Source organism: Nevskia sp. (assembly GCF_021732705.1).
Taxonomy (GTDB): domain Bacteria; phylum Pseudomonadota; class Gammaproteobacteria; order Nevskiales; family Nevskiaceae; genus Nevskia.
This window is the reverse complement of sequence record NZ_JAKFUM010000010.1, coordinates 438,120-457,426: the sequence shown is the minus strand read 5'-3', so window position 1 is coordinate 457,426 and position 19,307 is coordinate 438,120. Positions and strand designations below refer to the sequence as shown.

Genomic DNA, 19,307 nt, shown 5'->3' with positions numbered 1-19,307 from the left:
CATGGCCGCTCCCGCACTGGTCTGCGCGGCCGTCGAGGTCGCGCTGAATCGCTATCTGCGCCTCGAACGCGGCGTGATTGCCGATTGCGCGGCCCTCGAAGGCAAGTCGATCGCGCTGGAAGCGGCCGATCTCGGCTGGCTGTTCGTGATCGAACCGATCGCGACCGGCGTCCGCGTCGGCAATGTCGCGTACAGCGCGCCGGACGTGCGGGTGTCGGCGCCGAGCCTGCGACTGGCACGGCTGGGACTGAACACGCTGGCGCGGCGCGAAGGGCTGCCGAGCGGCATCGAGATCGTCGGCGATACCGAACTGCTCAACCGGTTCAGCGGCTTGCTGACACGCGTCGGCTTCGATCCGGAGGAGCTGATCGCCAAGGTGGTGGGCGATGGCGCGGCGCATCGCATCGTCGGCGGGCTCAAGGGCCTGTTCGGCTTTGGCCGCTCGGCGGCCGATCGCTTGAGCCGCGACACCGCTGAATATCTGACCGAAGAAACCGAAGACCTGGCCCGTGCGGCCGACATCGAGGAATGGATGGACGGCGTCGATCGATTGCGGGAAGGCGTGGACCGGCTCGAAGCGCGGCTTGCGCGGCTTGCGCGGCTGGAGCGGCCATGATCCGCGCCACGCCACGGCTGTGGGCGATCTGGCAGGTCACGCGGCGCTATGGCCTGTCGGAATTCTGGGGCGGCAAACCGGCCAACGACCCGCGTTCGCGCGGCGAGCGGCTGCGGCTGGCGCTGCAGGAACTGGGGCCGGTGTTCATCAAGTTCGGGCAGGCGCTGTCGACCCGGCCGGACATCCTGCCGCATGACGTCGCCGCCGAGCTGGCGCAGTTGCAGGACAAGGTCGAGCCGTTCGGCGGCGCCGAAGCGCGCGCGATCATTGAGAAATCCCTCGGTCGCAGCATCGAGGAGATGTTCATCGAGTTCGATGAAAAGCCGCTGGCCGCGGCCTCGGTGGCGCAGGTGCACACGGCGCGGCTGAAGCCGCAGGACGATGGCGACCCCGGCTTCGAGGTCGTGATCAAGGTGTTGCGGCCGGGCGTGCACGAGCGGGTCGAGAAGGACGTGGCGTTGCTGCGCGCGCTGGCCGAATTCGCCGAGCGCTGGCATCCGCTCGGCAAGCGGCTGCGCCCGCGCGAAGTGGTTGCCGAATACGAGCGGGTGATCTTCGACGAGCTGGACCTGATGCGCGAAGGGGCCAACTGCTCGCTGCTGCGCCGCAACTGGCTCGGCTCGGAGCTGATCTATCACCCGATCGTGTTCTGGGATTACACGCGCGCCGACGTGCTGGTGATGGAGCGCATCCACGGTGTGAGCTTGCGCGAGATCGATCGCCTGCGCGAGATGGGCGTGAACTTCCAGGTGCTTGCCGAGCGCGGCGTGGAGATCTTCTTCAAGCAGGTGTTCCGCGACAATTTCTTTCATGCCGACATGCACCCCGGCAACATCTTCGTCGACGTGTCCGACGTCAAGAAGCCGAGCTATCTGGCGGTGGATTTCGGCATCGTCGGGCAGCTGACGCCGGCCGATCTGCGCTACCTGGCCGAAAACTTCCTCGCCTTCTTCAACCGCGACTACCGGCGCATCGCCGAGCTGCATCTGGAATCCGGCTGGATTCCGGCCGATGTCCGGGCCGAAGACTTCGAAAGCGCAATCCGGACGGTGTCGGAGCCGATTTTCGGCAAACCGATCAAGGACATCTCGTTCGGCGTGTTCCTGCTGCGCCTGTTCGAGATCGCCCGGCGCTTCAACTATCAGGTGCAGCCGCAACTGGTCTTGCTGCAGAAGACGCTGCTGACCACCGAAGGGCTTGGCCGTCAGCTGTATCCCGATCTGGATCTCTGGAAGACCGCCAAGCCGATCATGGAGCAGTGGATGTGGAACCGGATCAATCCGTCGGCCACGTTCGCGCGGCTGCGCAAGCAGGGCCCGCAGATCGCCGAGGCGCTGCCGGAGCTGGCGCAGAACGCGATGAAGTTCCTCGCCAAGGGCGGCGCGCTGCCCAGCAATTCGATGGACTCCGGCGGCGTGGAAGCGCTGCGCGGGGAACTGCGCAGTGCCACGCGCAAGAGCCTGCATGCCGCGATCGGCGGCACGGCCTGGGTCGTCGGCGCGCTGCTGTACGGGCTGGCCTCGCTGAACGGCGCCGCCCCGTCGACCGCGGTGGTCGCGCTGTCGTCGGTGTTCGTGCTGGTCGGCTGCTGGGGCTGGTTCAAGGCCTTTCGCTGACCGGAGCCCGGCATGGACGCCCCCAATCCCTCGCCTGATCGCCGCGGCGGCGCGCCGTCGCCCGAGCAGGTGCGCGAGCTGGTCGCATTCTGCGACAAGGCCGCGTGGTGGCTCGACGACTGTCTGACGATCCCCGGCACGCGCTTCCGCTTCGGCCTTGATGCCATCGCCGGCCTGATTCCGGTCGCCGGTGACGTGCTGGCCCTTGGCGTGTCGGTGCTGACGTTCGGCCGTGCGGTGAAGGTCGGCGTGCCGAAGCCGGTGCTGGCGAAGATGGGCCGCAACATCGCGGTCGATTTCGCCGGCGGCCTGATTCCCGGCATCGGCGATGTCTTCGATGCGGTGTTCAAGTCGCATCGCCGCAACTTCGAACTGCTGCGCAAGGAGTACGCGCCGATGCTGCCGCAATACCCGGCGCGCAAGCGTGCACCGCTGCTGGTGCGGGTGCTTGGCGCGGTGGCGATCGTGGCGCTCGGTTACGGCTTGTGGCGCTGGCTCGGGGCGTGAGCGGGTTGTCCGGCTGAAGCGACACCATGCGCTTGCCGGGCTGAAGCGCATCGGCAACGACGGCTGGCACCAACAAAAACGCCGGCGCGAGGCCGGCGTTTCGGTGCTGCGCTGAACGATCAGCGCGGCATCGGCGCAATCAACAAGCCGCTTATCGTGCCTGCGCGATCGTCAGGCCCTTCAGCAGGTTCAGCGCTTCGTACAGCTCGTAGTCGTTGACCGCGAGGTCGGCGATGTTGATCGGCTCCTGTGCGCCGTCCTTCTTCGCGTCCTTGTCCTTGTCGTCCGCCGGCTTGGCGTCCTTCGCCTTGTCGTCGGCCGGCTTGGCGTTCGGATTGTCGAGACGGCCCTTGAGGTCGGCCTCGTGCACGCCTTCGCCGATTTCCGACGGATCGAGCTTCGACACCTTGACCGGCTGGATCGTCACGTCCGGCACGATGCCTTCGGCCTGGATCGAGCGGCCGCTCGGGGTGTAGTAGCGCGCCGTGGTGATCTTGATCGCGGAGTCGTTGTTCAGCGGCAGGATGGTCTGCACCGAACCCTTGCCGAAGGTTTTGCTGCCGACCAGCACCGCGCGATGCTGATCCTGCAGCGCGCCGGCGACGATTTCCGCCGCCGAGGCCGAGCCGCCGTTGACCAGCACGACCAGCGGCTTGCCGTCGAGCGCATCGCCGACCGAGGCATCGAAGGCACGGGTCGAATCGGCGTCACGGCCCTTGATGCTGACGATGCCGCCCTTGTTCAGGAATTCGTCCGAAACATCGACGGCCGCCGTCAGCAGGCCGCCCGGGTTGTTGCGGAGGTCCAGCACGAGGCCCTTGATCGGGCCTTCCTTCTTCAGCTTCGCCAGCTCGTCCGACAGGCCCTTGCTCGTGGTCGACGTGAACTGCGAGATGCGGATGTAGCCGAAGCCCGGCTCGATCGAGCGGCCGCGGACCGAGGCCACCTTGATGAAATCACGCTTCAGTTCCAGCACCAGCGGTGCCGGCGCGTTTTCGCGAACCAGGGTCAGCACGATCTTGGTGCCCGGATCGCCGCGCATCTTGTTGACGGCATCCTGCAGGGTCAGGCCCTTCACCGGCGTTTCGTCGATCTTCACGATCAGGTCGCCGGCCTTCACACCCGCCTTCGAGGCCGGCGTGTCGTCGATCGGCGACACCACCTTGACCAGGCCGTCCTTCAGCTGCACTTCGATGCCCAGACCGCCGAACTTGCCGGTGGTCGAGGCATTCAGATCCTTGTACTCGGCCTTGTCGAGATACGAGGAATGCGGGTCGAGGCCGGACAGCATGCCGCGCACGGCATTTTCGAGCAGGGTTTCATCCTTCACCGGCTCGACATAATCGCTTTTCACGCGATTGAGGATTTCGACGAAGGTCTGCAGGTCCTTCAGCGGCAGGGTTTCGACCGGTGGCTGCTTTTCGGCGAAGACACTGTGCGTCAGCGTGGCGCTGACCCCGAAAACGACGCCGGCCAGCAGGGCCAGGGAAACGCGAGTCGATGAGGACATGGACGTGCTTTTAGATGAGTGGGAGAGCGTTGCCGGACGGCATCGAAGGCTGATTTGAATGTAGCACAGCGCATTGTGCAGACCGCAGCATGGCGGCAACGTTCATGCAGGGCCCGCGCCGGTGCGACCGGAGGTGTCGTTGCGCGGTAGCGGCGGGCGGCTGCGGAAGACGGTCAGGGCACCAGCCACTCGCGCGGGTCGAGCGGATCGGTGCCACGCCGCACCTCGAAATACAGGCCGCTGCGCTCGTAGCCGCCGGTATTGCCGACGCTGGCCAGCACATCGCCGGTATCGACTTCGTCGCCTGCCGCCTTCGCGACGCTGGCGTTGTGGCCATACAGGGTGAAGAAGCCCTTGTCGTGCTCGACGACGACGATCAGCCCGAAGCTCGACAACCAGCCGACATAGGCCACGCGCCCCGGTGCCGCGGCCCGCACCGGCGTGCCTTCGGCCCCGGCGATCCACAGGCCTTTCCATTGCAGACGGCTATCGTTCTTCGCGTCGCCATAGTTCGCCAGAATGTTGCCGCGCAGCGGCCAGGCGAGGGTGCCGCGCGATTTCGCGAACGGCTTCGACGGCGCATTGCCGCGCGTCGGCGGGCGCACGGCCGGCACCTCGGCCAGCGCCTCCTTCAACTGCTTGAGCAGCGCCTGGATTTCCTGCTCGCTCGACTTCAGCGTCTTCACCTGTTCGGCGTCGCTGGCGATCTTCGCATCGAGTTCGGCCACGGCCTTGCGCCGGCTCAGGCGGTCGGCCTCCAGTGCCGCCAGCGCGCGCTTCTGGCTCGCTTCGAGTTGCTTCAGCGCCGCCAGTTCCGCCTCGACCTTCTGCTGCTCGGCCGCCACGGCTGCGATTTCAGCGTTGATTTCATCGAGTTGCCGGGCGCTGGCGCGGTTCAGGTAATCGAAGTAGGTCAGCAGGCGACCGATCCGGTCCGGCTCGTCCTGACTCAAGAGCAGCGCCGTCTGCCCGCCCTGACCGGCGACGTAGGCCGAGCGCACCTGGGTCGCCAGCTGCTCGCGGCTCTTGACCAGACGGGCTTCGGCCGCGGCGCGGCTGGCCATCGCCGCCTTGACCTTCGCGTCCTGCGCGTCGGCGTCCGCCTCGATCCGGCGCAGCGCCTTCTGCGATTCGGCGATCCTGCGCTCGGCCGCTTCCACCGCAGCCCGCTGCGCGTTCTGCGCTTCGCGGGCGCGGTCGATCCTCTGATTCGCCGCCTCGATCTTCGCCCGCACCCGGCCGAGGTCCTCGGTACCGGCTTTCAGCTTGTCGGCGGTGCTTGCCGCGTGCACCGGCAGCCACGATGCCGCCACGGAAACCGTCAGGCAGACGCAAGCGGCCAGCACGGCAGCGGCGAGTCGATTCGTGCGGTTCTGAGCCTTCAAAGCGCGGTTTCTTTCCGGGGGTGGCGACGAATGCGATAATCCACGAGCATTATCGCCTTGTTCAACGCTGACCTCCCCTTGACCGACCAACTGCTGACCTTTGTCCAGGCCCATCTCGTCCTGTTCGCTGCGCTGATCGTCGTCACGGTCGCGTTGATTGCCAACGAAGTCCACGGTTCCGTGCAGGGCGGCAAGCGGCTGGCCCCGTCGGAAGCCGTTCGCCTGATCAACGATCGCGATGCGCTGGTGCTGGACGTGCGCCCGGCCGCCGACTTCAAGAAGGGCCACCTGCTCAACGCCGTCAACCTGCCGCTGCCGAAACTGACCGACCGTGCCAGCGAGATCGGCAAGGACAAGTCGCGTCCGGTCATCGTCTACTGCGCGATCGGCCCGACGGCCGTCGAAGCCGCGATTCGCCTGCGCAAGCTGGGCCATACCGAGGTCTACGCCCTGCGCGGCGGCCTCAACGGCTGGCTCGGCGCCAACCTTCCCGTCACCGCCAAGTAATCTCGGCGCGTCACGCTTTGCGAGGAAACCCGATGAAACCGGTACTCGTCTATTCGACCCGCATCTGCCCGTACTGCATGCTCGCCAAGCGCCTGCTGACCGGCAAGGGCGTGGCCTTTGATGAAGTCATGGTCGACCGCGACGACAACCTGCGCGCCGAGATGATGGAGCGCTCCGGCCGCCGCACCGTACCGCAGATCTTCGTCGGCGACACGCACGTCGGCGGCTTCGACGACCTCGCCGCGCTCGACCGCGCCGGCAAGCTGGATCCCTTGCTGCGCGACGCCTGAGCGCGCAGCTTCAACACCCCGCAGCATCGACCCAAGACCACGAACCGATCATGAGCACCCCGAATCCCGTTACGCCGAACGTCCCGACCATCGAGAACGCCCCGGAGCGTCAGGTCTACCTGCAGCGCCTGTTCCTGAAGGACGCGTCGCTGGAAATGCCGAACGCCCCGCGCATCCTCATCGTCGAAGGCGCGCCGCAGATCGACGTGCAGGTCGGCACCGGCATCGACATGCTCGACGTCGGCGTGTTCCAGGTCACCCTGCAGGTCACGGTCACCGCGAAGATCAAGGAAGAAGTCGCGTTCCTGTGCGAAGTGCATCAGGCCGGCATCTTCCAGCTCGCCAACTTCCCGGACAACGCGGAAGTGCAGCACGTGCTCGCCGCGTACTGCCCGGGCGTGATCCTGCCGTTCGCCCGCGAAGCCATCGCCAACATCGTCGGCCGCACCGGCTACCCGCCGGTCATGCTGCAGCCGATCAACTTCGACGCCCTGTACGCCCAGCACCTCGCGCAGGCGCAGGCGCAGGCGGCGGCAGCGCCGGCCACGGTTCAGTAAATCGTTCTTCGGTCGGTCGTCGGCCGGAAATCCGAATGTCTGACGGGCGTCCGATCGGTGTTCTGGGTGCCGGCGCGTTTGGGGCGGCGAGGAACGTCCGAGCCCTGCGGCCGGCGCAGCCAGCCGCCAAGGCGAGTGGCGTTCGGGCCAGCGCAGGGGAACGGCATGTCTGACGGGCGTCCGATCGGTGTTCTGGGTGCCGGCGCGTTTGGGACGGCGAGGAACGTCCGAGCCCTGCGGCCGGCGCAGCCAGCCGCCAAGGCGAGTGGCGTTCGGGCCAGCGCAGGGGAACGGCATGTCTGACGGGCGTCCGATCGGTGTTCTGGGTGCCGGCGCGTTTGGGACGGCGCTGGCCATCCAGCTGTCCCGCCGTGGCGCGCCGGCGTTCCTGTGGGGACGCGATGCCACAGTGATGGCGACGATGGAGGAAAGCCGGGAGAACACGCGCTACCTGAAGGGTTGCGCGCTGCCGGCGCAGCTAACGGCGACGAGCGATCTGGCGCGGGTGGTCGCGGAATCCGGCGACATCCTGATTTCGACGCCGAGCCCGACCCTGCGCGAGACCTGCGAGCGGCTGCTGCCGCTGCTGCGGCCGGAGCAGGGCATTGCCTGTGCCTCGAAGGGGCTGGAGCCGGGCAGCGGGCGGCTGGCGCACGAGGTGATTGCCGAGTTGCTCGGCGAGTCGCGCAGCATCGCGGTGATTTCCGGGCCGACGTTCGCCAAGGAACTCGGCATCGGCCTGCCGACGGCGGTGACGGTGGCCGCGAACGATCCGGCGTTCGCCGAGCGGATGGCGGCGCGGCTGCATGGCGATGGCTTCCGCGCCTACACCTCGGAAGACCTGATCGGGGTCGAGATCGGCGGTGCGGCCAAGAACGTGCTGGCGATCGCCGTCGGCATCGCCGATGGTCTGGGCCTGGGCGCCAACACCCGCGCAGCGATGATCACGCGCGGTCTGAACGAGATCACGCGGCTGGCCACGGCGCTCGGCGCGCAGCCGGAAACGCTGATGGGCATGGCCGGCCTCGGCGATCTGGTGCTGACCTGCACCGACAACCAGTCGCGCAATCGCCGTTACGGCATCCAGCTCGGCGAGGGCAAGACGCCGGAGCAGGCCAAGGCCTCGCTCGAAGGCGTGGTCGAAGGTGTGCGCGCGGCACCGGAAGTGCTGCGGCTGGCGCATCGGCTGGGTGTGGACATGCCGCTGCACGAGATGGCCGGTGCGGTGATCGCCGGGCAGGTGACGGCGGTCGAGGCGGTCAAGCGGCTGGCCGAGCGGCCGCTGCGCGCGGAAGCCGGCTGAGGTAGCGGCCGACGCGCGAACTGCGGCACGCTGGTCGCAAAGGCATTCGCGGAGACTTTCGATGGCGCAGTACGAACTGGCCCAGCTCAATATCGCGCTGATGAAGGGGCCGATCGACTCGGCGCTGATGGCGGATTTCGTCGCCAATCTCGACCGGATCAACGCCCTGGCCGAGGCCAGCGCAGGCTATCGCTGGCGGCTCAAGACCGATGACGGCAATGCCACCGCGCTGCGGCCGTTCGGCGACGAGATGCTGGTGAACCTGTCGGTCTGGCGCGATGTGCAGGCGCTGCGCGACTTCGTTTTCGGCCCGGAGCATCTGGCGATCATGCAGCAGCGCCGCCAGTGGTTCGAGAAGATGCCGCAGGCCTACATGGTGTTGTGGTGGGTGCCGGCGGGCGTGGCGCCGACGGTCGAGGATGCGAAGGCCGCGCTCGACCATCTGCGGGCCCATGGCCCGACGCCGCGCGCCTTCACCTTCCGCGCAGCGTTCCCGCCGCCCGATGCCGGGGCCGGGCACGCCGCTGGGCAAACCGCCGAGCGCTTCGTCGACGAGTGCCCGGCTGGCTAGACGCCGCTCACGCCTCGCTTGCCGATGCGCGTGACGCCAGTGCCCGTGCGACGGCCTCGATCAGCGTCTCGTTGTCCAGCCCGTGAAGGCCGTCATCGCGCGATTCCGGCGCGATGAACGCCTGATGGCGCTCGGGATCATCCGGAAACCAGTTCGGCAGATGATGGTTCTGCCGGAACCACGACACCGACCGCGTGCCGGCGACGCGGGCGATGTGCAGCCCGCCGGAATCCGGCCCGACATGGGCCGCCGCACCTTGCACCACCGAGGCGAAGCCGGCGATGTCGAGCGTGCCGTCGAACACCCGCCACGGCACGAACTCGATCTGCTGCAGCAGCGCCTGCAGCTTGCTGCGGCCACGCGCCGTGGCGTCGGCCGACACCGCGATGCGATACGTCGGAAAGCGGGCATGCAGCGCGTTCCACAGCCCGGCCTGCTGGGCGATGGGCAGGTCGCGGCGGTCGTCGGTGGCGTTGGCGCTGAGGTGCAGATAGCGTCCGTCGTCGTCGGCATCGATGCCGGCCGCGCGGCGCGCGGTGGCAGCGATCTCGACCCGGAATTCCGGTGCGCTGCCCTGCAGGCCGAGGTCCTTCAGCATCTGCCAGCGCTGCCGATACATCGGCATCCGGTGGAACGGCTGCTCGACGATCCGCGTGTGCAGCCACGGCTGCCACCACCAGCGCTTGTTGGCATCGGCCCGGCGCGCAAGCCGCAGCGGCGCGCCGCACAGGCCGCCGATCGCCGCCGCGTGATTGCTGCTGGTCAGCACGAGGGCGGCGTCGTAGCGCTCGGCGCGCAGACGCGCGATCCAGCGCAGGTCCGCCTGCAGCCCGCGCCGGGCGTACGGCCAGACATGATCGATCCACGGCGTCATCGCGCCGAACAGGCCGTGACCGCCCAAGACGTGCAGCGCGGCGTCGGCATTGTTCTGCCGCAGCAGCCACAGCGCCGGCAGGCTGTGGATGTGATCGCCGAGCCCGCCGGAGTCGATCACCAGCAGCTTGCGCGCGCTCTGCAGGCGGCGGGCAAGGTCCGACGATCCGGAACGGGCCGCGTGTCGATCGGCAGCCTGTGGCAGCGTCGGCCGGCTCATCGGCACGCGCCGTCGACGCTGATGGTAGGGCAGCGTACGATCGGCGCGCAGCGCAGCCTTCCGGCGGCGGGACGCTGTGCAGCCGTGGCTGTATCCGAAACCGGTACGTTCATCTCGACATGCTGATCACGAATCTGGATTTGCGCGACGCGGGTGAGGCAGCGGCCAGGCGGCCGAGGCTTCGCTTCGCATTTCGATGACGACGACGGCAGCCGCCTCGACGGCGGCGCCCGTGTCCGCGGCCACGGCGGCCGTCTTCATCAGCGGCGCCATCGGCGACAACGCGGTGCACATGGGCCTGATCAAGCGGCTGGCACTGCGCCACGGGCCGCTGGTGCTGATCAATTATCTCGCCGACGATGTTAACGCGATGTTTGCCGAACAGCCGTGCCTGGCGCGGGTCATCAGCATTCGCTCGACACTGGGACCGGACCGGCCGCGGCGCACCGCACTGACGCGGGAACTGCTCGAAAGCCTCGCGCTGCAGCACGTCTACCACGTCAATTTCGAGACCTTCTTCGCGCTGGCCGCGTGGCGCGCCGGCATCCCGAACCGCTACGCCTATCTGCCGCGGCGCGCGTTCATCCGGCTGCCGATGTTTTCGCATCACGCCTTCGTGCCGGACCGCACGCCGCATCCGCGCAGCCTGTACTGGATGCAGACGGTGCTGGAACGCCACGGCTTCGACTACGCGCCGGTCTGGCCGAATCTCGAACCGAGCCCGGCCTTCGTCGCCGACGCCCGCGCCTTGACCGCCGGGCGCCCGCGCTGGGTGACGCTCGGCATGAGTTCGTCGGTCGCCGTGCGGCAGTGGGGCGGCACGCGGTTCGCGACCGTGGCGCGAGCGATTCAGAGCCATCACCCGGACATCGGCTTCATCCTGTTCGGCCATCGCGACGTGGCCGCGGTGGCCACCGAATTCCTGTCGCAGATGCCGGCGGACACGGTCGTCGTCAACCTGCCGGCGATCGGCCCGGACCTGCGGCTGAGCCTCGCGCTGCTTGCGGAATCGAGCCTGTATGTCGGCAATGACAGTTCGGGAATGAATCTCGCGGCGGCGATCGGCATCCCGACGATCGGGCTGTTCGGCTTCCGCAGCCTGTCGGCGTTCTGCGAGCATCTGAAGCCGGTCTACGCCACGCCGCCGGAATCCGGCATGGCCAACATCGATGTCGCGGAAGTGGCGGCGCTCAGCCTGAAACTGCTCGCCGCACCGCACTGACGCAGCGCTTCAAGCCATCGATGTGCGCAGCCAGCGTCAGCCCGTGACGCTCGGCGAAATCCGCCACGGGCTGGCGCGGCGCGGCGCAGGCCTGGCGCAGCGCGGCGAGGATCGCGTCCGGCGTGATCGCATCAAGCAGCAGGCCGTCGTCGGGCGCCATCAGCTCGGCCACGCCAGCCTCGCGGCTGATGATCGCCGGCGTGCCGCAGGCCAGCGATTCGGCGATGACCAGGCCGAACGGCTCGTAGCGCGACGGCAGCACCGTCCAGTCTGCCGCGGCATACAGCGCCGGCATGTCCTGCACGTAGCCGAGCACGGTGACCCGCGGCGGCAACGCGGCGCGGGCGCTGCGTCCGGCCACCAGCAGGCGGGCGCGGGGGTCGTCCAGTTCGCGAAATGCTTCCAGCAGCGGCGAAAGCCCCTTGCGCGCGTGATCCATCGATGGAAACACGAACGCGAGGTCGTCGCGCGCCAGTCCGAGCGCCTGCCGCGCGCGGCTGCGGGCAGCTTCATCCAGCGGATGGAAGCGGGTGGTGTCGATCGGCGGATACAGCACGTTCACGCGCGCCGCCGCGTCCGGATAGAAACGGCGGATCTGCGCGGCGAGGGTGCCGGAATGGGCGACGACCGCCTGCGCGCAGCCGAGCATGCTGCGTTCCAGCCGGGTCTCGCGCCGGTCATGGGCGCTGTCCGGCCGGTTCGTCGCTTCGGCAAAACCCGGATGCGTGCCGCCGTTGATCGCCACGTGGTGGCCGCGCGTGCGCGACAGGGCAATCACCAGATCATAGCGATCGGTCAGTTCGAGTTTCTCGATGCGCGACGCGAACACGCGGTTGCGGAATGCGCGCGGCAGCGGGATCGGCAGCAGGCGGAAAGCGCTGGCGCCGAGTTCGCGCGCGAAATCGGCATCGACCTCGCGCGCCCAGACATCCACCGCATCGCCCGCCGCGCGAAAGCCGCGAACCAGATCGGCGAGGTAGGACTCCATGCCGCCACCGCGCTTGAACTGGTAGTGGACGATGGCGACCTTCATGCCGCATCGCCCCGCGGCTTGATCTGTACGAATGCCTTGAGTGCCGCCTGCACGCGGCCGAGCGAGCGCACGGTCATGTGGCCGTTGAAGGTCAGCGCGAACAGCGGCAGCTTGAGCAGGTTGGTCAGCGCGAGCTTCGCCGCCAGTTTCAGCGCCGGCGCCCGGCCACGGTACTTGCTCCAGACATACAGGCGCGACGCCATCTCGTGGAAGTACTTGCGGTGCAGCAGGCGCAGGGTGCGGCGCGACGACTGGCCGACGAGGTGCTCGAGGGTGGCGTCTTGCACCAGCACCAGTGCGTGGCCCGCGCGGCGCAGGCGCAGGCACAGGTCGTCGTCCTCGTAGTACATGAAGATCGCCGGATCGAAGTAGCCGACGTCGCGGAACCGTTCCAGCCGCAGCAGCAGGGCCGCACCGGGCAGGAAATCGGCGCACAGGTCACCGCTTGGCTCGAGGTACGGCGGCCCGCCGCGCTGCCAGAACGGCCCGTCGTACGCGACCTGCGCCTTGCCGCGGGCATCGTGCAGGCATGGGGCCAGGATCGCGGCGTTCGGGTAGCGCGCGGCGGCATCGAGCAGGCGCTGGACCATGGCCGGGTCGAAGCGGCAATCGGGATTCAGCAGCAGCGCGAACGGCGTGGTTGCCTGTTCGAGCGCGACATTGTTGGCGCGGCCGAAGCCGAGATTGACCGGCGAGGCATGGACCGTCGAATTCGGCAGCAGCGCTTGCGCCACCGCCACGGTGTCATCGTCACTGGCGTTGTCGACGATGACGACGTGCGCGAGGTCGCGCAGCGGCGGCGCCGTCTGCCTGAGGATGTCGCGGCTGTTGTAGCTGACCAGGATCACGGTCAGCGTCTCGAAGCGCGGCGCGCACGACGTCGGGTCAGTCGACGAGACCTTCGACGGGACGTTCGAAGCGGGGCTGGCCATCGCTGCTCGGGAGGACGTTATTCTGGTCGCGATCATAACGTGCCCCTTCGCGATGTCCCTGCCTGCTGCTGTCCGTCCCGCCGCCCGCCCTGCCGTCGCCCCGCCGCGGCGCGTGCTCGTGGTCTGCCTGCGCCGCATCGGCGACGTGCTGCTGGCAACGGCCTTGATCCGCAGCCTGAAGACTGCGTGGCCGCAGGCCCAGATCGAGGCGCTGGTGTTTGCCGAGACCGCCGCCGTGCTCGCTGGCAATCCCGATCTGGCCCGGGTCATGGCCTTGCCGGCACGCGGCCCGGAATGGCGGCGCACGCTGCTGCCGCTGTTTCGTGCCTACGACCTCGCGATCGCGACCCAGACCAGCGACCGCGCACATGGCGTCGCGCGCTGGTGCGGGCGTCGTACGGCCGGCCTGCTGCCGCCGTCGAACGAGCCCGGCCGTACGTGGAAGCGGCTGCTGATCGGCCGCACCGCGACGCCCGAGGCCGCGCAGCATGCGGTGGTGCGCTATCTGGCGCTGGCCGATGCGCTCGGCATACCGCGGGTGCCGGTGCTGGTGCCGCCGCGTCCGGCGCTGCTGGATCGCCTCGATGCCGCGCTCGGCAGTGGCTGGGACGCGCGTCGCTATGCCGTGGTGCATCCGATGGCGATGTTCCGCTACAAGGGCTGGACGCAGGCCGGCTGGCGCGCGCTGATCGCCGGCTTGCGCGCGCGCGACCTGCGTGTCTGCGTCACCGGCGGTCCGGCGGCGGCGGAACGCGCCTTCGTCGCGGAGCTGCTGTCGCCGTTTGCGGCCGATGCGGACGTGATCGATCTGGCCGGCCGTCTGAGCCTGGCCGAACTGACGCCGCTGCTCGAAGCCGCACAGGTGTTCATCGGACCGGATACCTCGGTGACGCATCTCGCCGCCGCCTGCGGCACGCCGACCGTGGCACTGTTCGGGCCATCCGATCCGGTGGTCTGGGGGCCGTGGCCGCAGGGTTGTGCCAGCGATGCCGCCAGCCCGTGGCAGCGCACGGCGGCACGGCAGTCGCTCGGCAATGTCACGCTGCTGCAGGGCACGGCGGGGCGCTACCCGGACTGCATTCCGTGCTTGCAGGAAGGCTGCGAGCGGCGGCTGGACAGCGGCTCGGACTGCCTCGATGCGCTGCCGCCGGCGCGGGTGCTGGCGGCGGTGCACGCGCACGGATGACCCGACGGCGCGTTGCCGCTGCTCGGTGCCGCGTGACACTCTGATGCCTGCCGCCTGAGCCTGCGGTTCGTACCGGAGTCGCCTGCACCCATGTCGTCCTTGCCGTCCGATGCTGCCGACGCCGTGCGCGCCATCGCGTTCTATCTGCCGCAGTTCCATCCGGTGCCGGAGAACGATGCCTGGTGGGGCAAGGGTTTCACCGAGTGGACCAACGTCACCAAGGCGCGGTCGCAGTTTCCCGGCCATTACCAGCCGCAGCTGCCGACCGACCTCGGCTTCTACGATCTGCGGCTGCCGGAGGTGCGCGAGGAACAGGCCGCACTCGCGCGGCGCTACGGCATTCACGGCTTCTGCTACTACCACTACTGGTTTTCCGGCCGCCGCATCCTCGAACGGCCGTTCAACGAAGTGCTGGCCAGCGGCAAGCCGGACTTCCCGTTCTGCCTCGCCTGGGCCAATGAAAGCTGGGGCCGCAATTGGGACGGCAAGCATCACGATCTGCTGATGGAGCAGAAGTACGCGCCGGAAGACCCGCAGCGCATGCTCGAGGAACTGCTGCCGGCGTTTCACGATCCGCGCTACATCCGCATCGACAACCGGCCGCTGTTCCTCGTCTACCGCATCGAGCATCTGCCGGATGCCCGCGCCGCGACGCAGCGCTGGCGCGAGGTGGCGAAGGCCAACGGGCTCGATGGCCTGTACCTCGCCTGCGTGCAGAGCTTCAGGGACGATCTGGTGCCGGCCGATTACGGCTGCGATGCCGCGATCGAATTTCCACCGGGCGGCGATCTGAAGATCGATGCCTGGTGGCAGGGCAGCCCGCTGCGCAGCCACACCGTGCGCCGGCTGATGTCGCGGCTCGGGCTGCTGGCGCGCGGCAAGGCCGAGAACTCGGTGTTCGAGTACTCGGCGCTCGTCGATGCGGCGATGAAGCGGCCGTCGGTCGCGTATCGACGCTATCGCGGCGTGGTGCCGGGCTGGGACAACAGCTCGCGCCGGCCGCAGGGTCGCGCCAAGATCTTCATCAACAACACGCCGGCCGCCTACGAGGACTGGCTGCGCCGGATCGTCGAACAGGCGCGCCGCGAGCAGCCGCCGGGCGAGCGCCTGGTCTTCATCAACGCCTGGAACGAATGGGCGGAAGGCGCGCATCTGGAGCCGTGCCGCAAGTTCGGCCATGGCTTTCTCGAGGCCACGCAGCGGGCGTTGCAGCCCTGACCGTGCCGTTCCGGCCACGGTCGCCACCGGAGTCCTGTCGCCGATGAACGACCTTGCCGACCTGAAGTGGTACGACCGCAATCCGCGCTCGGACATGATGCCGTTCCTGCCGAAAGCGGCGTCCCGCGTGCTGGAGGGCGGCTGTGCCGGCGGTGCCTTCGGTCACGCGATGAAGCAGCAGTTCAGGGCCGAGGTCTGAGGCCTCGAATACAACGTCGAGACCGCGGCCAGGGCCGCGCGGGTGCTGGACAAGGTGCTGGTCGGCGACGCCACCGAGCTGATCCTGACGGTGCCGGACAACTACTTCGATCTCGTCACCTGCAACGACGTGCTCGAACATCTGGTCGATCCGTGGACCTTCCTGCGTCGACTGAAAGCGAAGCTCGCACCGGCTGCGACGGTGGTCGCATCGATCCCGAACATCCGCTATTACCCGGCGGTGCGGACGATCCTGCGCGATCGCGATTTTCCGGCGCTGGACGACGGCATCTTCGATCGCACCCACCTGCGCTTCTTCACCAAGAAGAGCATCGAGCGACTGTTCGCCGAGACCGGCTACCGGCTCGCGCGCATCGAAGGCATCAACCCGACGTTCAACCGCCATTTCCGCGTGCTGAACGCGCTGTCGTTCGGGCGTCGCGAGGACTAGCGCTATCTGCAGTTCGCCTGTGTCGCACGGCTCTGAATTCGGACCCGAATTCGGCACTGCCTCAGGAAGCGACCGGCCCCTGCTCGCGGGCACCGGCGTAGCCCAGTTGCCGCCATGCCTCGTAGACCGCCACGGCCACCGCGTTCGACAGATTCAGGCTGCGCGCGGCGGGCTGCTGCGGCAGATACAGCCGCTGCTCCGGCGGCAGCGTGTCAAGCACGTCGGCGGGCAAGCCGCGGGTTTCCGGGCCGAACAGCAGCACGTCGCCCGGCTGGTAGGCCACGGCATCGAAGCGCCGCGTGGCGCGGGTGGTGAACGCGAACCAGCGGGCGTTGCCGGTCGCCGCGCGCAGGGCGGCGAGATCGTCATGCACGGTCAGACGCGTGTACTCGTGATAGTCGAGCCCGGCGCGGCGGAGCTTGGCGTCATCGAGTGCGAAGCCCAGCGGCCTGACCAGATGCAAGGCGGCGCCGGTGTTCGCGCACAGGCGAATGGCGTTGCCGGTGTTCGGCGGAATCTCCGGCTGATACAGCGCCACCTGGATCATCGATGACGCCCTCGCCCGGGGCGATGCGCGGCGCCAGTGTCCGCGAGCGCGGCTCGGTTGACAGGGCAGTAGCCCCCGCCTAGTCTGCAAAACGTCGCGTTTTCAATCATTTCGAGGGTGCCATGTCGATTCAATCCCGCACGCTGTCGCTGCTCGCCGGCGTCGCATTGTCGCTGGCCTCGGCCACTGCGGTCGCCGAAACGGCCTCGCCGGGCTACGAGAACGGCAGCAATGGTGCGCCATCCGGTGCTGCGATGGCGGTCGATCTGGTGGTCGCGCGGCCGCTGGGCCTGGTCGCGACCGTGCTCGGCACCGTCGTGTTCGTCGCCGCCCTGCCGTTCGAGCTGCTGGCCGGCAATGTTGCCGATCCGGCACGCAAGCTGGTCGTGGAACCGGCGGCGTACACCTTCACCCGGCCGCTGGGCGAAGACGTCAACTGATCGGGTTGGGGCGGGCAGGAAGGCACCTTCGGGTGCCTTTTTTTGTGGGCGCGCGGCGGCTCGTGGTCAGCCGCAGCCATCAATTGCGATGCCGGCCCAGATCCGGAGCGGAAATACCAGGGTTGAATGCACCCATTCGGTGCGCCTCGACCGCCGTTGGACGCCGCCGAGACGCGCTGCGCGAAAATATTCGCAAACGCCAAGCGAATCCCGCATCCCCGGCGATTCATAACGAAAGTTCAAAATTTCCTGACGAGGCGGACGGGCCATGTCGTCTCGCGCGCCGACGGAAGAGCGCCGCGCGCGAAAAGCCTGCCGTTTGTCGCGTCGCGGCCGGCGAGGTCAAATTTAGGTCGATTTGCGGGCTCGGTCCTGTGTAAGCTGTCGGTCAGATGTTGTTGTTATCGTTGAACAATCCCGCACGAGGCGTCACGGATCGACGTGGAGGGGTCCTACCGGACCCCGTTTCCCCAGCGGCCAGGAAGCCGGCCGACGAAAGGAGCGCGAGCCTGATTCAGGCGCCAAGCGATCTGCAAACCCCTGAATTTGAAAAGTTAAATGTAGCAAATGCGGTTTTTTCGGCCACCTCTGCGGCGCTGCTGTCAATGGTTGTTAACAATCATTGGCAAAACTGTTGCTTGGCGCTTTGTCGGTCCAGAACGCTCGTTGAACTGCTCGTCAAGTCGAGAGCGACTCACGGCCGGTACTAATTGGCCTTACGTCACCAGCAACCATCAGAGGCCAAGTACATGAATCTCAGGACGACATGGATCGTCGCGTTGTCGGTCACGGTACTTGCCGCGTGTGGCGGCGGGGGCGGCCCGACATCGAACATCGGCGGCGGCAGCGGTTCCACCACCGGCACCACGACCGGCGGCGGCACGACCGGATCGACCACCGGTGGCGGCACGACGGGCGGCACGACGGGCGGCACGACGTCGGGCGGATCCACCGGCGGCGGCACGACGACGGGAAGCTCGACCACGGGCGGATCGACGGGCGGCTCGACGAGCGGCGGCACGACCACCGGCGGGTCGACGACGGGCGGCAGCACGACCGGCGGTTCCACCACCGGCGGCTCCACCACCGGCGGCACGACGACGGGTGGCACGACCACGGGCGGCACGACGACCGGGGGATCGACCACCGGGGGCACGACCGGCGGCGGGACCACGGGCGGAACCACCGGCGGAACCACCGGAGGCGGAGCGGGACCGATCGGCACCGCGGAAGCGGCGCGCTTCCTGACGCAGGCGACGTTCGGACCGAAGCTCTCGGAGATCAACAGTCTGGCGACCGCCACCAGCTTCGACCCCTGGCTGACGCAGCAGCGCAACGCTCCGATCACGCTGCAACTGCCCTACCTGCAGCAGCGGGAGGCAGGGGGGGCGGCGCTGGTTCAGGCCGACCGCATGGATGCCTGGTTCCGGTCGTCGATCACCGGTCCTGACCAGCTTCGCCAGCGCGTGGCGTTCGCGCTGTCGGAACTGTTCGTGGTCTCGGAAAACTTCGGCGCGCTGAATTTCGACGTCAAGGGTCTCGCGAACTATTACGACATCCTCGCCCGCAACGCCTTCGGCAGTTACCGCACCCTGCTGGAACAGGTGACGCTGACCCCGCAGATGGGGCTGTACCTGTCGATGATCCGCAACCAGCGGCCGGATCCGGCGAACGGCATCCGATCCGACGAGAACTATGCCCGCGAGATCATGCAGCTGTTCACCGTCGGTCTGGTTCGGCTGAACCTCGATGGCACGCCGCAGCTGACGCCGCAGGGCGCGACGATCCCGACCTACAACCAGGCCGATGTGGAGAACCTGGCGCGCGTCTTCACCGGCTTCGGCCCGGGCGGCGGCGGCACCGATTCGTTCTCGTTCACGGTGCTCGATCCGGACCGCATCACGCCGATGGCGCCGTACCAGCAGTATCACGACACGAACGCGAAGACGATCATCGGGAACACGACGATTGCAGCGGGGCAGCAGGCGTTGCCGGAGCTGCGTCAGGCGCTGGACGTGCTGTTCAACCACCCGAACGTGGGCCCGTTCGTGTCGCAGCAGCTGATCCGCAAGCTGGTGACGGCGAATCCGAGCCCGGCGTACGTGCAGCGGGTGGCGACGGTGTT

The 19,307-nt window shown here is 68.1% G+C and carries 21 protein-coding genes and 1 pseudogene; 15 read left to right on the top strand and 7 right to left on the bottom strand.

Annotation, left to right across the window (positions count from 1 at the left end; translation table 11 throughout):
• Position 1: 1 nt before the first annotated feature.
• The 3 genes from QZ951_RS13470 to QZ951_RS13460 are packed head-to-tail and all read left to right on the top strand — an operon-like array spanning position 2 to position 2,739.
• Positions 2 to 616, top strand: a complete 615-nt coding sequence (locus QZ951_RS13470; RefSeq protein WP_293001302.1) for a hypothetical protein — start codon at positions 2 to 4, stop codon at positions 614 to 616.
• A complete protein-coding gene (ubiB, locus tag QZ951_RS13465) occupies positions 613 to 2,232 on the top strand; it encodes a ubiquinone biosynthesis regulatory protein kinase UbiB (RefSeq protein ID WP_293001300.1) in 1,620 nt (539 codons plus the stop codon). Before QZ951_RS13470 ends, ubiB begins: the two co-directional genes overlap by 4 nt.
• A 12-nt stretch (positions 2,233 to 2,244) precedes the next feature.
• Positions 2,245 to 2,739 (top strand): DUF4112 domain-containing protein, encoded by a 495-nt coding sequence (locus tag QZ951_RS13460; RefSeq protein ID WP_293001298.1) that lies wholly within the window; start codon positions 2,245 to 2,247, stop codon positions 2,737 to 2,739.
• A 151-nt stretch (positions 2,740 to 2,890) separates the two neighbouring features.
• On the opposite strand, the gene QZ951_RS13455 is transcribed toward QZ951_RS13460, so the two are convergent.
• Both QZ951_RS13455 and QZ951_RS13450 read right to left on the bottom strand, forming a co-directional pair.
• The gene (locus QZ951_RS13455) at positions 2,891 to 4,249 is read right to left on the bottom strand and encodes a S41 family peptidase (RefSeq protein WP_293001296.1); all 1,359 of its coding nucleotides are present in this window, start codon (positions 4,247 to 4,249) and stop codon (positions 2,891 to 2,893) included.
• Between the two features lie 173 nt (positions 4,250 to 4,422).
• The gene (locus QZ951_RS13450) at positions 4,423 to 5,595 is read right to left on the bottom strand and encodes a peptidoglycan DD-metalloendopeptidase family protein (protein WP_293001294.1); all 1,173 of its coding nucleotides are present in this window, start codon (positions 5,593 to 5,595) and stop codon (positions 4,423 to 4,425) included.
• 117 nt (positions 5,596 to 5,712) lie between these two features.
• Between QZ951_RS13450 and QZ951_RS13445 the strand changes: the two genes are divergently transcribed.
• The 5 genes from QZ951_RS13445 (at position 5,713) to QZ951_RS13425 (ending at position 8,862) form a co-directional block, all read left to right on the top strand.
• Positions 5,713 to 6,141 (top strand): rhodanese-like domain-containing protein, encoded by a 429-nt coding sequence (locus QZ951_RS13445; protein WP_293001292.1) that lies wholly within the window; start codon positions 5,713 to 5,715, stop codon positions 6,139 to 6,141.
• A 32-nt stretch (positions 6,142 to 6,173) separates the two neighbouring features.
• Positions 6,174 to 6,431 (top strand): glutaredoxin 3, encoded by a 258-nt coding sequence (gene grxC / locus QZ951_RS13440; protein ID WP_293001290.1) that lies wholly within the window; start codon positions 6,174 to 6,176, stop codon positions 6,429 to 6,431.
• 50 nt (positions 6,432 to 6,481) lie between these two features.
• Entirely contained in the window at positions 6,482 to 6,988 is a 507-nt protein-coding gene (gene secB / locus QZ951_RS13435) for a protein-export chaperone SecB (RefSeq protein ID WP_293001288.1), read from the top strand.
• Positions 6,989 to 7,283: 295 nt separating this feature from the next.
• Entirely contained in the window at positions 7,284 to 8,291 is a 1,008-nt protein-coding gene (locus tag QZ951_RS13430) for an NAD(P)H-dependent glycerol-3-phosphate dehydrogenase (RefSeq protein WP_293001286.1), read from the top strand.
• A gap of 61 nt (positions 8,292 to 8,352) precedes the next feature.
• Positions 8,353 to 8,862, top strand: coding sequence for a DUF3291 domain-containing protein (locus QZ951_RS13425; protein ID WP_293001283.1), 510 nt, complete (start codon positions 8,353 to 8,355; stop codon positions 8,860 to 8,862).
• Between the two features lie 7 nt (positions 8,863 to 8,869).
• Here the strand turns inward: QZ951_RS13425 and QZ951_RS13420 are convergent, their stop codons facing one another.
• The gene (locus tag QZ951_RS13420; RefSeq protein ID WP_293001281.1) at positions 8,870 to 9,955 is read right to left on the bottom strand and encodes a glycosyltransferase family 9 protein; all 1,086 of its coding nucleotides are present in this window, start codon (positions 9,953 to 9,955) and stop codon (positions 8,870 to 8,872) included.
• A gap of 196 nt (positions 9,956 to 10,151) precedes the next feature.
• Here QZ951_RS13420 and QZ951_RS13415 point away from each other — a divergent pair, with 196 nt between their 5' ends.
• On the top strand, positions 10,152 to 11,177 hold the full coding sequence (locus QZ951_RS13415; RefSeq protein WP_293001279.1) for a glycosyltransferase family 9 protein: 1,026 nt from the start codon (positions 10,152 to 10,154) through the stop codon (positions 11,175 to 11,177).
• Here QZ951_RS13415 and QZ951_RS13410 read toward each other — a convergent pair.
• Positions 11,146 to 12,210, bottom strand: coding sequence for a glycosyltransferase family 4 protein (locus QZ951_RS13410; RefSeq protein ID WP_293001277.1), 1,065 nt, complete (start codon positions 12,208 to 12,210; stop codon positions 11,146 to 11,148). The genes QZ951_RS13415 and QZ951_RS13410 overlap by 32 nt on opposite strands.
• Positions 12,207 to 13,142 (bottom strand): glycosyltransferase family 2 protein, encoded by a 936-nt coding sequence (locus tag QZ951_RS13405; RefSeq protein WP_293001275.1) that lies wholly within the window; start codon positions 13,140 to 13,142, stop codon positions 12,207 to 12,209. The genes QZ951_RS13410 and QZ951_RS13405 overlap by 4 nt, the downstream gene beginning before the upstream one ends.
• Positions 13,143 to 13,194: 52 nt before the next feature.
• Here QZ951_RS13405 and QZ951_RS13400 point away from each other — a divergent pair, with 52 nt between their 5' ends.
• The 4 genes and pseudogenes from QZ951_RS13400 to QZ951_RS13385 all read left to right on the top strand — a co-directional run.
• A complete protein-coding gene (locus tag QZ951_RS13400) occupies positions 13,195 to 14,328 on the top strand; it encodes a glycosyltransferase family 9 protein (RefSeq protein WP_293001273.1) in 1,134 nt (377 codons plus the stop codon).
• A 90-nt stretch (positions 14,329 to 14,418) separates the two neighbouring features.
• A complete protein-coding gene (locus QZ951_RS13395) occupies positions 14,419 to 15,546 on the top strand; it encodes a glycoside hydrolase family 99-like domain-containing protein (protein ID WP_293001271.1) in 1,128 nt (375 codons plus the stop codon).
• Positions 15,547 to 15,589: 43 nt separating this feature from the next.
• On the top strand, positions 15,590 to 15,745 hold the full coding sequence (locus tag QZ951_RS13390; protein WP_293001269.1) for a hypothetical protein: 156 nt from the start codon (positions 15,590 to 15,592) through the stop codon (positions 15,743 to 15,745).
• Positions 15,746 to 15,775: 30 nt separating this feature from the next.
• Positions 15,776 to 16,195, top strand: a pseudogene (locus QZ951_RS13385) (methyltransferase domain-containing protein); the annotation flags it as partial.
• 61 nt (positions 16,196 to 16,256) lie between these two features.
• Here the strand turns inward: QZ951_RS13385 and QZ951_RS13380 are convergent.
• Positions 16,257 to 16,742, bottom strand: coding sequence for a tRNA (cytidine(34)-2'-O)-methyltransferase (locus QZ951_RS13380; protein ID WP_293001267.1), 486 nt, complete (start codon positions 16,740 to 16,742; stop codon positions 16,257 to 16,259).
• Positions 16,743 to 16,864: 122 nt separating this feature from the next.
• Between QZ951_RS13380 and QZ951_RS13375 the strand changes: the two genes are divergently transcribed.
• Positions 16,865 to 17,182, top strand: a complete 318-nt coding sequence (locus QZ951_RS13375; RefSeq protein WP_293001265.1) for a hypothetical protein — start codon at positions 16,865 to 16,867, stop codon at positions 17,180 to 17,182.
• 721 nt (positions 17,183 to 17,903) lie between these two features.
• Here the strand turns inward: QZ951_RS13375 and QZ951_RS13370 are convergent.
• Positions 17,904 to 18,530, bottom strand: coding sequence for a hypothetical protein (locus tag QZ951_RS13370; RefSeq protein WP_293001518.1), 627 nt, complete (start codon positions 18,528 to 18,530; stop codon positions 17,904 to 17,906).
• On the opposite strand from QZ951_RS13370, the gene QZ951_RS13365 reads away from it, so the two are divergent.
• On the top strand, positions 18,427 to 19,307 hold an 881-nt coding region (locus QZ951_RS13365; protein ID WP_293001512.1), incomplete at its 3' end, for a DUF1800 family protein. The two genes, QZ951_RS13370 and QZ951_RS13365, sit on opposite strands and share 104 nt — an antisense overlap.